Origin of the sequence: Xenorhabdus santafensis (genome assembly GCF_033949405.1) — a bacterium.
In the GTDB taxonomy this organism is placed as follows: Bacteria; Pseudomonadota; Gammaproteobacteria; order Enterobacterales; family Enterobacteriaceae; genus Xenorhabdus; species Xenorhabdus santafensis.
This window is the reverse complement of record NZ_VCDN01000030.1, coordinates 39911-53566: the sequence shown is the minus strand read 5'-3', so window position 1 is coordinate 53566 and position 13656 is coordinate 39911. Positions and strand designations below refer to the sequence as shown.

Genomic DNA, 13656 nt, shown 5'->3' with positions numbered 1-13656 from the left:
ACTTGAAATTCATTGCGTATAAATTATTTTGCATCGCAAATTTGACAGGCCGTTTCGCTGCCATCAAATATAAATCTAAGAAAAGCGTTGCAGGTTGTCCCTATTCTGGGTAAAAAAAATGCTGCCTAATATTGATTATTGAGCAGCATTTAATAACAACAGAATTGTCAGGAATTACAGTTATTGTAATCCTCGATGAGCAAAATCTTTCAACCTGAATCCCATCAAGGCCAACATTACAAAATAACTGCCCGCACCCGCAATCACAACACCCATCAGCCGTAGCAATCGCATCGCCATATTTCCCTGTTCCCAAGCCGGCATAAACCACAACATTGCCAGTAATACCCCGACCATAACAGCAATCGCCACTACGAGTTTCAACAGAAATACACTCCAGCCAGCCAAGGGCTTGAAGATCTCTTGCTTGCGCAGTTGCCAATACAACATACTCGCGTTAAAACAAGCAGCCAGACCAATGGAAAGCGCCAATCCCGCATGCTTTAACGGGCCGATAAAAACAAGGTTCATGAGCTGAGTCAAAATCAAAGTAGCAATCGCAATTTTTACCGGCGTTTTAATGTCTTGGCGAGAATAAAAACCAGGGGCAAGCACTTTAACAACAATTAATCCCATCAACCCAAAGCAGTAAGCGATTAACGCTCTTTGCGTCATTTCTGCATCAAAAGCGGAGAAATTACCATATTGGAAAAGTGATACCGTCAGTGGTTTCGCCAGAATGCCTAATGCCACAGCACAGGGTAAAGCCAGCAAGAAACAAAGACGTAAGCCCCAATCCATTAACTTTCGGTACTCTTCATGATTGCCGCTGGAAAAACTTTTCGCTAAAGAAGGGAGCAGTATCGTTCCCAATGCGACGCCCAACACACCAGAAGGCAATTCCATTAAGCGATCCGCATAATACATCCATGAAACCGAGCCGGAGACCAAAAATGAAGCAAAGATGGTGTTGATAATCAATGAAATCTGGCTCACAGATACCCCAAGAATTGCAGGCCCCATTTGACGAATAACGCGCCAAACACCACTGTCTTTGAAAGAAACGCGGGGTAATACCAGCATGCCTACTTTTTTGAGATGAGGAAGTTGATAAACCAATTGCAAAATACCACCGGCAACCACTGCCCACCCTAATGCCATTACCGGAGGATTGCAGTAAGGTGCTACAAACAATGCAAAAAAGATCATACTGATGTTAAGCAGCGTTGGGGCAAATGCCGGCACAGAAAAGCGGTTCCATGTATTGAGGATGGCTCCTGCCAATGATGCCAGTGATATCAGAAAGATATAGGGAAACGTAATTCTGAGCAGATCACGAGTTAAGGCAAATTTATCCGGTGTATCTGTAAACCCCGGCGCAGTGGCGTAAATAATCCAAGGCGCTGCAAGTATACCTATCACCGTCACGATAGCCAGAATCAACGTCAGCATTCCTGACACGTACGCGATAAAGGTACGGGTGGCTTCATCCCCCTGTTGGTTTTTATATTCAGCAAGAATAGGCACGAATGCCTGAGAAAATGCGCCCTCAGCAAAAATGCGGCGCAGCAGGTTAGGTAATTTGAAGGCAACAAAAAAAGCATCTGTCGCTACTCCAGCACCAAAGATACGGGCAATAATGGCATCACGAATAAAACCCAGAACGCGGGAAAACATCGTCATTGAGCTGACTGCTGCCAGTGATTTCAGTAAATTCATGGTGTTAATCTAAAAGTTGATTTTTATGAAATGAGCATAAAAGAGATAAAGCTATCATCAAAATGTCATACAAATGGCAAATAAAACATTCCAGCAAGATAGCGGCCGTGCCCAAAGTCTAACAGACAAAAATTATGTCCACATGAGTTAATTCACGATGTCTCATAAACCTGCCTTACCCCACATATCATCAGTCAGCGATGTCAACACATGATCTTGCCAAACGCCATCTATCATTAAGTAATTTTTGGCATACCCTTCCTTTTCAAAACCCAATTTTTCGAGCAAGCTGCCACTGCGATGATTATGCGGCATATAATTAGCCATAATACGATGCATTTTCTGATGGCGTTGCATATAGCGGATTGCTGGTTGTAGTGCTTCATACATCAACCCTTTCCCCTGCCATTTTTCACCCAAAGAATAACCAAGGTAACAAGAATGAAAGGCGCCTCGTACAACATTAGTGAAATTGGCTACGCCCAAAATTTCATTTTCATCGGGATCTAATAGCAAAAAATGAAATGCCGATTCTTGCCGTTGTAGTTCCGTCATATAAGTCAGCCTGTTTGTCCAACCGGAAGGTTGGTAAAAACTGCCATCTCTTGTTGGCTCCCACGGCTTCAAGAAATCTTTATTTTCTGCATAATAATCAGCCAATCTATAAGCATCGCGTTCGTACACCAGACGAACGACTATTCTATCCGTAATAAAGCGAAGCTTGGGTGATGTAGAACGATAACCAAACATATATTCTCCCAATATATTTATCTTGAAAAAATGCTCAATAATTCAACTATCATGAAAACGCCTGTCGCTCTTTAACGATAAAAAAATATCATCTACATTCCCCCTATCTTAAAGGAAATATAAAGTCCAAAATAATTAAAGATTCCACTTATTTTCTCATACATTAATGGTGCAAAATGTCATTGGTTTCACAAGCACGTCGCTTGGGCAAATATTTTCTTTTACTTGATAATTTAATTGTTGTTTTGGGATTTTTTGTTGTTTTTCCCTTAATTTCAATTCGCTTTGTCGAACAACTTGGCTGGGCTGCCGCTATCGTTGGTTTTGCTCTGGGTCTGCGCCAATTGACACAACAAGGACTAGGCATTTTTGGTGGTGCCATTGCCGACAAATTTGGCGCCAAGCCATTAATTGTCACAGGTATGTTATTGCGTGCTGTGGGTTTCGGTTTAATGGCTCTGGCTTCTGAACCTTGGATATTGCTCCTTTCCTGTATTTTGTCCGGGCTGGGTGGAACATTATTCGATCCCCCGAGGGCAGCCTTGATAATTAAGTTAACACGTCCTCATGAACGCGGGCGCTTTTATTCAATTTTATTAATGCAAGACAGTGCCGGCGCTGTAATTGGTGCCTTAATCGGTAGTTGGTTGCTGCAATACAATTTTAATCTTGTTTGTTGGGTTGGCGCTGCTATTTTTGTTCTGGTTGCATTATTGAATGCCTGTTTTTTGCCCGCATATCGCATTTCAACAATCCGGACACCTATCAAGGAAGGCATGACGCGCGTCGTTAAAGATAGTCGATTCTTTTTTTACGTACTCACCTTGACCGGCTTTTTTGTTCTGTCAGTGCAAGTCATGTTAATGTTTCCAATCATTATTCATGAAATTTCAGGCACTGCTACCGCAGTTAAGTGGATGTATGCCATTGAGGCTTTTATTTCACTGACTCTTCTCTATCCGATTGCCCGCTGGAGTGAAAAACGTTTCCGCCAAGAACAGCGCTTAATGGCTGGCCTGTGTTTAATGAGTATTTGCATGTTCCCGATTGGCTGGGTCAATCAATTGCATATCCTATTCGGGCTCATTAGCTTGTTCTATTTAGGCATAGTGACGGCCGAGCCTGCGCGCGAAATGTTAAGTGCTTCACTTACCGATCCTCGGGCGCGCGGCAGTTATATGGGCTTCAGCCGCTTGGGTCTGGCCTTCGGTGGAGTATTGGGCTATACCGGCGGTGGGTGGCTCTACGATACAGGCAAAAATATGAACTTACCTCAGTTGCCATGGATTTTGCTGGGAACGGTGGGCTTGATAACAATTTATGCTCTCCATCGTCAATTTAACCAGAGAAAAATCAAAACGGCCATGATGAGTAAACTTTAATTCTGTAAATAAATTAATCATCAAATACTGAATAATGTAAAATCTGCCCGTTAAAATCAAAAAGGAGATAACATGAGACGATTTTTATTAGGGGCAGCATTGGTGCTGGTAGGGTTAGTCAGTGGTTGTGACCAATTCAAAGAAGTTAGTATCAATGAAGGCTTACTTAATGAGTACTTGTTAAAAAAAGTCCATTACCAGAAGAATATTGGCCTCTCTGGAGCCGCTACTGCCAATGTTTCTCTCGGTGAACTGACTGCTCAGGTAGGCCGTAAAGATCCAGAGAAAATCGAACTTTCTGGCCTGGCAAAAGTTCAGTTGGATACCCTGCTCGGAGCAATACAGGCTGACATGAAACTGACTATCAGGGCTAAACCGGTATTTGACGCAGAGAAAGGGGCGATATTCATTAAGGGTCTGGAAATTGTTGACTATCAGACAACACCCGAAAAAGTCGCTGCGCCGTTCAAAGCGTTAATTCCTTACCTGAATACCTCTTTGAGCGAGTTTTTTGATACTCATCCGGTTTATGTTTTAAATCCAGAAAAAAGTAAAGCTGAAGCAGCTGCTTCAAAGTTAGCCAAAGGGCTAGAGATTAAGCCGGGAACACTCATTATCGACTTGACTGATAAATAATTTTTATCGTCCATAAAATAATAAAGGCAAGTTATTGATCAATAACTTGCCTGATTTCACAACGGTTATAATAATCTCACCTGCCCTTTCTACCTCCCAAATCACGGCCTTGTTAGCGATAACTTGAGGTTTATGAGATAGAATTGCAGTCAAAATCTTATGATAACAATATGTTATTGCTCAGATTCCAATTCATCACGCAATGCCTGCAATGCCTCGCGGGTAATCATTGCCAACGTCCGATAAAAGCCGCTGGTTGCATGAGCTTCAACCTTGCCAAGAAACTGCCCACACCAAGGCAATAAATACTCATCAAACAATGTGGTCTGGGCTTGAATTTCATCTTCCGCCGCCTGATCTTCCAGCCATGACATAGCCAACAATAATGAGCCAAATTGATCAGCTGGCGCATCAGATAGCGGCATGCCACGCTCTACTAAAAATTGGCGTACATCACTTTCGGCCTTATCGGTATAGTCAGATCGACAAACTGCAACGCTTGCATTCTCTCCGCCGAACAAAGATTGATAATCAGCTTCAATTACCGATAGCTCGCAGTTTTGTTGCAATCTGGCCAGCAATTCATCCTGTTCCAAAGGCCATGCTTGTTGTAATTTTCCTTCAGCAATCATAGCCAGTAGAGGTTGCAGAACCGGATCTTGCGGGGCACGGTTAAACAGTGTTCCTAAAATACGGCAGACAATAGAAAACTCGTTCATGATTCAATTTAATCCCAATTACATACCTGAATGCTGCCATTGTCCCTAATCGCCTGCCTTGCTGTAAAGTAGCTTGTTAATAGCCGCGGTTTATATCAACAATTCCGGAGGGTAATTCCCCCCTTTCCATCCGTCGGATATTTTCACAAATGGCATCCATCGCCTGCTCAGGAATAGTAATGGCAGCAATATGCGGAGTGATAGTAATTCGCGGATGTGTCCAGAAAGGGTGAAGTTCTGATAATGGTTCTTCAACAAATACATCAAGGGTTGCGCCGGCAATGTAGCCTTTATCAATGGCAACCAGCAGATCCTGTTCGACGAGTTGGCTCCCGCGGGCTATGTTGATCACATAAGAACCTGATTTTAACTGGCTGAATAATGAAAGATTAAGTATGCCGCGAGTTTCTGATGTATCCGGCAAGACGTTAATCAATACTTTGCTTTCAGAAAGAAAATCACTTAACTGCTCGTTGCCATAAAAACTTTCAACACCATCAAATTGCTTTGGTGTCCGGCTCCAGCAACGCATATGAAAACCCAATAACTTCAATTGCTCAATAATGCTGCTCCCCAAGACTCCGGCCCCTAAAACACCAATAACAAAATCTTCCCGATTATGAGGAGGCAATGGCTTCCAAAGGCGTTGTGCCTGATATTGCCTATACACATCCATTCGACGGAAATAATGTAAAACTGACGCAACCGTATATTCCTGCATCTGCTTTGCCATCCCGGTGTCTTCAAGCCGTATCAGCGGAACACCCTCCGGTAATGTGCCCGGTTTTTTTAATTCTTGTTTGAGAATAGAGTCCACCCCTGCGCCAAGTGCAAATATGCCTTTTATTTCCTGACGATTAGCCAGCATTTCATAGGGAGGTAACCAAGCAAGGGCGTAATCAGCGGGACGAGTATCACCACGGATCCATTGCCGCACTTTAGCATCAGGCAATCTGGATTGTATCCCCTGAATCCATTCATCGGCGTTAAAGGTTGGGTGGAAAAAAATAATATTCATAAAATCTCATTCCTTTTTTGTTTTTCTGATAGGTTTAATCTATTGCGGCAAGGTTGCAAGTGTCTGATGAGATGTAGGGAATAAAAATATTACTTATGCTATCTGGTTAACATATTTTCATATCTCATTGCAAAAAAGAGGGTTTTACTCCCATAACTGGTTGCCTGGCATGCAAATTGTTTTTTATTTGTCTAATCAGTCAAAAAGCCTGAAAAAATAGTCATAAGCATGTTGACGCCCGCACAGCTTTTCCCTATAGTAGCGCCCCGTTGCAGCGAAGAACGTAAGTAAAAACACTGTAGCACAAAATATGGTGAGGTGTCCGAGAGGCTGAAGGAGCACGCCTGGAAAGTGTGTATACGTGAAAACGTATCGAGGGTTCGAATCCCTCCCTCACCGCCATATTCTATGAAAGAGCCTGACTAAATGCTCAGGCTTTTTCAGTTAAGCAGTTAAGTATTCTTATTGGATACAGAAAAATACAAAATTTGGTGAGGTGTCCGAGAGGCTGAAGGAGCACGCCTGGAAAGTGTGTATACGTGAAAACGTATCGAGGGTTCGAATCCCTCCCTCACCGCCATTTTTCATGAAAAAACCTGAACATAATGTTCAGGTTTTTTTTTGCTTTCATACTATTTTTTCTTTTCTACTACCAGCATGATTTTTCCAATATGTGCACTACTTTCCATTAAGGCGTGAGCCTCCACAGCCTGTTCCAAAGGAAAAGTTTTAAAAATCTGTGGCTTAATCAATCCCTTTTCTAACAATGGCCAAACTTTTTCCTTTAACTCATCGGCGATACGGGCTTTATCTTCAATACTGCGGGAACGCAAAGTAGATCCCGTGATAGTCAGGCGCTTTTGCAGTAAAGGCATAAGATTCAATTCCTTCGCCTTGCCATTTTGCACACCAATTTGGATAATTCGCCCTTCTACTGCTGCGGCCTGAAAATTTTTTGCTACATAATCCCCGGCAATCAAATCAACTATCACATCAGCACCATGCCCATGAGTGGCTTGATGGGTCATTTCTATGAAATCTTCCGTTCTATAATTGATTGAAACATCAGCCCCCAATGCAAGACTGGCCCGCCTTTTCTCTTCAGAGCCTACAGTGGTTATCACATATGCATTGAATGCTTTTGCCAGTAAGGTCGCAACCGTGCCAATACCAGAAGTCCCGCCATGAATTAAAACCGTTTCCTCTGCCTTCAATTTGCCGCGCTGAAATAAATTCACCCATACGGTAAAAAATGTTTCCGGCAATGCGGCAGCTTCAAGCAAGCTATAACTTTTGGGCACGGATAGCGCATTACTCTCATGTACTTTGCAATATTCAGCATATCCTCCCCCTGCAACCAGAGCACATACTTGATCCCCAATGGCATGATTTTTAACATCCGAACCAAGGGCAACAACCGTACCCGAAATTTCTAAACCCGGAATATCAGAAGCACCAGGAGGAGGAGGATAATATCCACGCCTTTGCATGACATCTGGCCTGTTAACACCTGCCGCCGCCACTTTGACTAATATCTCTTCTGAACCAATGTTAGGAATGGGCATGTTTGTCAGGGTCAGAACATCAGGCTCCCCGGGATGAGCAATTTCAATGGCCGCCATATTTTTAGGTTTTATGTCTACTGGCATTTCTTTGTCCTTATAAATAAGGTGAATGATTCGTATAGATTACCATTGGCATCTTCCTAGCTCTAAAGAGGGTGTCGCAAAAAGTGACCTTAACCTTTTGCGGCACTCTCTGGACGACGAGGCATTACAGCATTTTCGGTAAAAACGCCGGTATCCCAATCAATCAGGTGTAATTAATCCAGCAGCTGCATTATTTTGATAAGAATTTTGTCAGAAATGAGATCAGCATTGCCGGGTTTTCCTCTTGGGGAGAGTGCCCTAAGAACGGAAGGTTTAACAAACAAGCGTGTTCCACATTTTCAGCTAATTCAGCCGAACTAATGCGTGAAACTAAGTTATCATTGTCGCCCCGAACAACCAGCAATTTACAGGTTATTTGACGGATTGTTTCATTCGGATAACTGTCCTCGCTTGTATCAAGCCACATCGAAATAACTGTATCGAACAGTTTGTTGAAATCGGGTTGTGGGTTCAAACGCTGGTAGCTTTCATAGGTCTCAGGCAACCTTGCACGCCAACTCTCCACGGTGATGTGTTTAACGATTTCTTTCATAGGATCATTTTCCGGCAATGTCCAATGAGTACCAATCACCACCATTTTATCAATCAGAATAGTTCCCGATGCTGCCAATCGCAAAGCAACAATACCGCCATCACTGTGCCCAACAATACTGCATTCTTTCAGTCCCAAATGCCTGATTACTGCCTCTACATCTTGCTGAATCCGTTTGTAGGTCAGTTTTTCTTTTCCCAGCGTTGACTTTCCCTGCCCCCGGCTATCTATGCCAATAAGTTGATAGGCATTGCCAAAATAGTTCGTAATGTGATTAAACGTCTCGATATTACCTAAGCCGCCATGCAGAAAAATTAACGGATAACCATTTGCATTACCCTGAATCTCATAATAAATATGAGCGCCATCAATTTCTAAATAACGGCCTTCTTGATGATTAAACCCTAACATAGAGCCTCTCCTTCAACAGAAAAAACACCAACGATGAGAAACTGATTTAAGACATTAAACGTTCTAAGAATAGCAGCCGGATGTGTCAATTGCTGTCAGTAGTTTTCCCGCAGTTTCCAGTTTTGCCATCATTTCCCGATAAAGAATTATTAAACCAATGTTTAATTTTTACTCTTGGATTTCGCCTACATAGAAAAAAGTTAGCTGAGCGAAGCCTCCATAAAAACAACAAGCATCCGCCGAAAAAACTCACCATTTACTTAATAAAAATCAACCAAATAAACAAATCAGACTATCGAAAGATTTCGATATTACTGGCGAAACACACTAAAAAAAGATGCCAAATACTTCTTAATAAGTTCAATTTATTGGTGTTAGTATCACTAAGAAATTTCATAGGTACATGTAACAATATTTGATAATTCAAAATCATTTATTTTAATAATACCAACGGGTTTACCTACAAAGGATTTAAGGCAAGATGACCATCTATGATCTGAAACCTCGTTTCCAAAACTTATTGCGCCCTGTCGTAATTTATCTTTATAAACACGGAATTACCGCCAACCAAGTAACATTGGGCGCAATGGGACTATCAATTGCTGTGGGTATAGTGCTGAGCTTATTTCCCGTCCCCGGCCTCTATTGGTTACTGCCTATCTTTCTCTTTATTCGTATGGCGCTGAATGCCATTGATGGCATGTTAGCGCGCGAGCATCACCAAAAATCCCATTTAGGGGCTATTTATAATGAATTGGGAGATATTATTTCTGATGTTGCCCTTTATCTTCCTTTCTGTTTCCTGCCTCATGTCAGCAGTGTGAGTTTGTTGGTTATCCTATTCTTAACCATTTTGACAGAATTTATTGGCGTTTTGACGCAATCCATCGGTGCTTCACGGCGCTATGACGGCCCAATGGGCAAAAGTGACCGCGCTTTTATTTTTGGTGCCTATGGGCTAATCATTGCCACCTTCCCTTCAGCATTAAGTTGGAGTAGCTATCTGTTCCCTCTCGTAATTGTTTTACTTTTGATGACTTGCTATCAGCGCATTGTTAAGGCATTGCGTGAAATCAAGTTGTCTGAACAGTCACACCCCCAATAAGGCATTAAGCACATGACACAAACATTTAACCAACGTATTGCTGAAGAACACTATTTCACTACTTCAGATCACGTATCTCTGTTTTACCGTTATTGGCCACAAGCACAGGCAGAGACAGAGACGGAGAAAGCCATTATTATTTTTCATCGTGGTCATGAGCATTCGGGACGACTGCAACATATCGTTGACGAACTTGCTCTCCCTGATGTGCCGATGTTCGCGTGGGATGCACGTGGGCATGGCAAGACAGAGGGGCCACGGGGCTACAGCCCTTCAATGGGAACCTCAATTCGTGATGTTGATGAATTTGTCAGATTTATTTCCACTCAATACAAAATCCCGATGAAAAGCATTGCGGTGATTGGTCAAAGTGTGGGTGCTGTGCTGGTATCCGCTTGGGTACATGACTATGCGCCGAAAATCCGTGCCATGATCCTCGCCGCGCCTGCTTTTGATATTAAATTGTATGTTCCGTTTGCTGTGCAAGGCTTGCAATTAATGCAGAAAGCGCGGGGATTGTTCTTCGTCAACTCCTATGTAAAAGCAAAGTTTCTGACACATGACGAAGCCCGTGTTGCTTCATATAACAATGATCCACTCATTACCCGAGAAATCGCAGTCAATATCTTGTTGGAACTGTACCAAACCGCTGGACGCGTCGTAAAAGATGCCAGCGCCATTACTGTGCCCACTCAGTTATTTATTTCTGGCAGCGATTATGTCGTGAACCATAAGTCACAACACCAGTTTTATCAGCAGCTAAATACCCCGATCAAAGAGAAACATGTCATGTCAGGGTTTTATCACGATACGCTGGGTGAAAAAGATCGCCATCTGGTCTTCGATAAAATACGTACTTTTATTGAGCGTATTTTTGCACTACCTCATTACCAACACAATTACAGTAATGAAGATGTTTGGAGCTATACCGCAGATGAATTCCGGAAATTAAGCCTGCCATTGCCGCGCCTATGTCCCAAAAACCTTGGGCATAAACTGATGCGCAAAGCCATGAATACACGTTGGGGAAAAGCCTCCGAAGGCATACGTATCGGACTTGAAACAGGTTTTGATTCTGGATCTACATTGGATTATGTCTACCTCAATCAACCCCAAGGTCAAGGAATGTTGGGGCGGATAATAGATCAGTTCTATCTCAGAAATAATATTGGTTGGCGCGGCATACGCCAGCGAAAAATCAATATGGAAACGCTAATCCGTCAGGCTATTCGTCAACTGCAACAACAAAATCAGCCGGTTCATATTCTTGACATAGCAGCAGGCCACGGACGTTATATTCTTGATGCAATCAATGATTTCAGCAAAGTGGACTCCGTTTTATTGAGGGATTACAGCGAAATTAATGTCAATCAAGGCCAAGCCTACATAGAAGAGCGTAACCTCACAGAAAAAATTCGTTTTGTTATCGGTGATGCATTTAATGCCGCAAGTATTGCATCCATCTCCCCTGCACCAACACTCGGCATTGTTTCAGGCCTCTATGAATTGTTCCCTGATAACACATTGATCAAAAATTCCTTGGCCGGGTTTGCCGATGCTATCGCAGACAATGGTTATTTGATTTATACCGGGCAACCTTGGCATCCACAACTTGAAATAATTGCCCGTGTTTTATCGAGTCACCGTCAAAATCAACCATGGATTATGCGTCGGCGCACTCAGGGTGAAATAGATGCATTGGTGGAAAATGCTGGTTTTGAAAAGCAATATCAATTAACTGATAACTGGGGCATTTTTACCGTATCCATCGCCAAAAGAGTCCACCGTTGAGAATGATGAAATGAAACAATCAATGGCATTTACCAATGAAAGCCGCCGACGCTTATGGTTGACAGCTTTTATGTGGTTGATTTTTCTGGCACCGTTCTTTTTTCTCACTTATGGACAGGTCAATCAACTTACTGCGCAAAGAGAGGCTGTAGGTGTTGTTGTGTTCGGTTGGGAACAGAATATTCCTTTTTGGCCGTGGTCGATTATTCCTTACTGGAGTATCGATCTCTTTTATGGAGTCTCCCTGTTCATTTGCACAAGCTACCGTGAACAGTGGTTGCATGGCTGGCGATTGGTGGCTGCATCACTTATCGCCTGTGCAGGCTTCTTGTTATTCCCACTGAAATTTTCATTTTCCCGGCCTGCGACTGAAGGGATTTTCAGATGGTTTTTTGACCAGCTGGACATGTTTGATTTGCCCTACAATCAAGCCCCTTCATTGCACATTATCCTGTTGTGGTTACTTTGGCTTCGTTATTCCGCTCACTTACACGGATACTGGCGTGGGTTGCTGCACATTTGGTCAGCCTTGATTGCATTCTCCGTTCTCACTACATGGCAACATCATTTTGTCGATGTCATCACTGGCTTTGCCGTGGGGGTGATGATCAGTTATCTGTTGCCTATTTCGCATCGCTGGCACTGGCAACCGAGCCAAGACTGTTATGCGCGAAAACTGGCTGGCTATTATGCTGCGGCTGGTATGCTATTTATGCTGCCGGCAGCCGGATTCGGCGGTGTTTTATGGATACTGATATGGCCGGCCATATCATTAATGATGCTTTCTCTCGGTTATGCAGGATTAGGCTGTTCAATTTTTCAAAAACAATCTAACGGCCGGATGTCACTTTCAGCCCGCTGGGTATTGGCACCCTACCAATTCGGCGCCTGGCTTTCTTATCTTTGGTTCCGGCGCAAAAGTGCACCTTATAACCAAATTGAGGAAGGAATTATTCTCGGTAGCTTGCCACACCAATCAGTCATCAAATCAGCCCAAATAACCAGCATATTTGACATGACAGCCGAATGGCACAAGCATGCTTACCATCCTGTCAATTATATCAGCCAACCTCAACTCGATTTACTGCCATTAACGCCTGATGCTTTACAATCCGCTGTTTGTACTCTGGATGATTTGCACAAAAAAGGCCGTGTACTTATTCATTGCACACTCGGGCTATCCCGCAGCGCTATGGTTGTCGCGGCATGGTTGCTGAAACGGCATCCAGAATATGATGTTGATGCTGTTATTGATATCCTGCGCCAAGCCAGGCCACATGTTACTTTCAGGCAAGCACATATGGATGCCCTTGGGCAGTGGGCTGAATATTATCTGAATAGGAAAACATAATATGCAGTCAGAAAATATGACAGGCAAAGTCGTGATTGCCACATTGAGAAGCTGGTGTTTCATCTCTGGCTTATCAGCATTTGCAGCTCTTATAGCGACAATGATATTTATCATAATGCCAAACCATCAAAGCCATTATGCCATATCGTTATTCCTTGCCTTATGCTGCCAGTACTATTGCTGGCGCGTTTGGCTTGATTGCCACTATTTTCAGATCCTCAATGTATATCCTGAGAAAAACGCTGAGTTTGATCAGGCTTTATTACTGATTTTTAATAAAACGCCCCAATCAAAGCGCTTACATGATCGCTTTCAAGGGGCATTAAAATTGTTGAAACGAGCTGCTGTTAGCTTATTTTTGCAATTCGGGCTACTTTTTCTATTTATATTGGTGAGGTAAGCATCAGCTTACCTCCAATTAGGTTTTTCATCCCTTCCATCCCGTGCTTTCCCCTATAATAGACAATGCAATATAAAATTATTGCCGAATATTACTTAACTCTAGGTACAAATGGCCTATTTTCTCTTTTTTGAATTATGCGGTTTAGTATGCAATTAGTTAACTTTTTGAC

General features: G+C 42.8%; 12 protein-coding genes and 2 tRNA genes. 8 read left to right on the top strand and 6 right to left on the bottom strand.

From position 1 onward, the window contains the following. Positions 1 to 180: 180 nt before the first annotated feature. Positions 181 to 1719 carry a murein biosynthesis integral membrane protein MurJ gene (murJ, locus tag FE392_RS08720; protein ID WP_319929841.1) on the bottom strand — a complete coding sequence of 513 codons (1539 nt, stop codon included), beginning with the start codon at positions 1717 to 1719 and terminating at the stop codon, positions 181 to 183. Positions 1720 to 1881: 162 nt separating this feature from the next. Then, on the bottom strand, positions 1882 to 2469 hold the full coding sequence (rimJ, locus tag FE392_RS08715; protein ID WP_319929840.1) for a ribosomal protein S5-alanine N-acetyltransferase: 588 nt from the start codon (positions 2467 to 2469) through the stop codon (positions 1882 to 1884). 176 nt (positions 2470 to 2645) lie between these two features. On the opposite strand from rimJ, the gene mdtH reads away from it, so the two are divergent. Both mdtH and FE392_RS08705 read left to right on the top strand, forming a co-directional pair. Continuing rightward, positions 2646 to 3851 (top strand): multidrug efflux MFS transporter MdtH, encoded by a 1206-nt coding sequence (gene mdtH / locus FE392_RS08710; RefSeq protein WP_319929839.1) that lies wholly within the window; start codon positions 2646 to 2648, stop codon positions 3849 to 3851. A 72-nt stretch (positions 3852 to 3923) separates the two neighbouring features. Beyond that, positions 3924 to 4487 (top strand): lipoprotein, encoded by a 564-nt coding sequence (locus tag FE392_RS08705; protein WP_319929838.1) that lies wholly within the window; start codon positions 3924 to 3926, stop codon positions 4485 to 4487. 173 nt (positions 4488 to 4660) lie between these two features. Here FE392_RS08705 and FE392_RS08700 read toward each other — a convergent pair whose 3' ends face one another. After that, complete coding sequence (locus FE392_RS08700; protein ID WP_319929837.1) at positions 4661 to 5206, bottom strand: TorD/DmsD family molecular chaperone; 546 nt, start codon at positions 5204 to 5206, stop codon at positions 4661 to 4663. A gap of 76 nt (positions 5207 to 5282) precedes the next feature. Further along, entirely contained in the window at positions 5283 to 6224 is a 942-nt protein-coding gene (gene ghrA / locus FE392_RS08695) for a glyoxylate/hydroxypyruvate reductase GhrA (protein WP_319929836.1), read from the bottom strand. Between the two features lie 312 nt (positions 6225 to 6536). On the opposite strand from ghrA, the gene FE392_RS08690 reads away from it, so the two are divergent. Both FE392_RS08690 and FE392_RS08685 read left to right on the top strand, forming a co-directional pair. Continuing rightward, positions 6537 to 6626, top strand: a tRNA-Ser gene (locus FE392_RS08690). Between the two features lie 88 nt (positions 6627 to 6714). Next, positions 6715 to 6804: transfer RNA gene (locus FE392_RS08685), tRNA-Ser, on the top strand. Between the two features lie 52 nt (positions 6805 to 6856). On the opposite strand, the gene FE392_RS08680 is transcribed toward FE392_RS08685, so the two are convergent. Together FE392_RS08680 and FE392_RS08675 are read right to left on the bottom strand one after the other, a co-directional pair. Continuing rightward, on the bottom strand, positions 6857 to 7873 hold the full coding sequence (locus FE392_RS08680) for an NAD(P)H-quinone oxidoreductase (RefSeq protein ID WP_319929835.1): 1017 nt from the start codon (positions 7871 to 7873) through the stop codon (positions 6857 to 6859). A gap of 190 nt (positions 7874 to 8063) precedes the next feature. Further along, on the bottom strand, positions 8064 to 8837 hold the full coding sequence (locus FE392_RS08675; RefSeq protein WP_319929834.1) for an alpha/beta fold hydrolase: 774 nt from the start codon (positions 8835 to 8837) through the stop codon (positions 8064 to 8066). Positions 8838 to 9318: 481 nt separating this feature from the next. Between FE392_RS08675 and FE392_RS08670 the strand changes: the two genes are divergently transcribed. Genes FE392_RS08670 through FE392_RS08655 form a run of 4 tightly spaced genes read left to right on the top strand, consistent with a single transcriptional unit; the run spans position 9319 to position 13484 of the window. Next, positions 9319 to 9942 carry a CDP-alcohol phosphatidyltransferase family protein gene (locus FE392_RS08670; protein ID WP_319929833.1) on the top strand — a complete coding sequence of 208 codons (624 nt, stop codon included), beginning with the start codon at positions 9319 to 9321 and terminating at the stop codon, positions 9940 to 9942. 12 nt (positions 9943 to 9954) lie between these two features. Then, entirely contained in the window at positions 9955 to 11733 is a 1779-nt protein-coding gene (locus FE392_RS08665) for a bifunctional alpha/beta hydrolase/class I SAM-dependent methyltransferase (RefSeq protein ID WP_319929832.1), read from the top strand. Between the two features lie 10 nt (positions 11734 to 11743). Then, the gene (locus FE392_RS08660; RefSeq protein WP_319929831.1) at positions 11744 to 13084 is read left to right on the top strand and encodes a phosphatase PAP2/dual specificity phosphatase family protein; all 1341 of its coding nucleotides are present in this window, start codon (positions 11744 to 11746) and stop codon (positions 13082 to 13084) included. A 1-nt stretch (position 13085) separates the two neighbouring features. Continuing rightward, a complete protein-coding gene (locus FE392_RS08655; protein WP_319929830.1) occupies positions 13086 to 13484 on the top strand; it encodes a hypothetical protein in 399 nt (132 codons plus the stop codon). Positions 13485 to 13656: the final 172 nt, after the last annotated feature.

Bases quoted from the DNA above. Each gene is read 5' to 3' on its own strand.
- murJ (WP_319929841.1), bottom strand. From the start codon at position 1,719: ATGAATTTACTGAAATCACTGGCAGCAGTCAGCTCAATGACGATGTTT.
- rimJ (WP_319929840.1), bottom strand. From the start codon at position 2,469: ATGTTTGGTTATCGTTCTACATCACCCAAGCTTCGCTTTATTACGGAT.
- mdtH (WP_319929839.1), top strand. From the start codon at position 2,646: ATGTCATTGGTTTCACAAGCACGTCGCTTGGGCAAATATTTTCTTTTA.
- FE392_RS08705 (WP_319929838.1), top strand. From the start codon at position 3,924: ATGAGACGATTTTTATTAGGGGCAGCATTGGTGCTGGTAGGGTTAGTC.
- FE392_RS08700 (WP_319929837.1), bottom strand. From the start codon at position 5,206: ATGAACGAGTTTTCTATTGTCTGCCGTATTTTAGGAACACTGTTTAAC.
- ghrA (WP_319929836.1), bottom strand. From the start codon at position 6,224: ATGAATATTATTTTTTTCCACCCAACCTTTAACGCCGATGAATGGATT.
- FE392_RS08680 (WP_319929835.1), bottom strand. From the start codon at position 7,873: ATGCCAGTAGACATAAAACCTAAAAATATGGCGGCCATTGAAATTGCT.
- FE392_RS08675 (WP_319929834.1), bottom strand. From the start codon at position 8,837: ATGTTAGGGTTTAATCATCAAGAAGGCCGTTATTTAGAAATTGATGGC.
- FE392_RS08670 (WP_319929833.1), top strand. From the start codon at position 9,319: ATGACCATCTATGATCTGAAACCTCGTTTCCAAAACTTATTGCGCCCT.
- FE392_RS08665 (WP_319929832.1), top strand. From the start codon at position 9,955: ATGACACAAACATTTAACCAACGTATTGCTGAAGAACACTATTTCACT.
- FE392_RS08660 (WP_319929831.1), top strand. From the start codon at position 11,744: ATGAAACAATCAATGGCATTTACCAATGAAAGCCGCCGACGCTTATGG.
- FE392_RS08655 (WP_319929830.1), top strand. From the start codon at position 13,086: ATGCAGTCAGAAAATATGACAGGCAAAGTCGTGATTGCCACATTGAGA.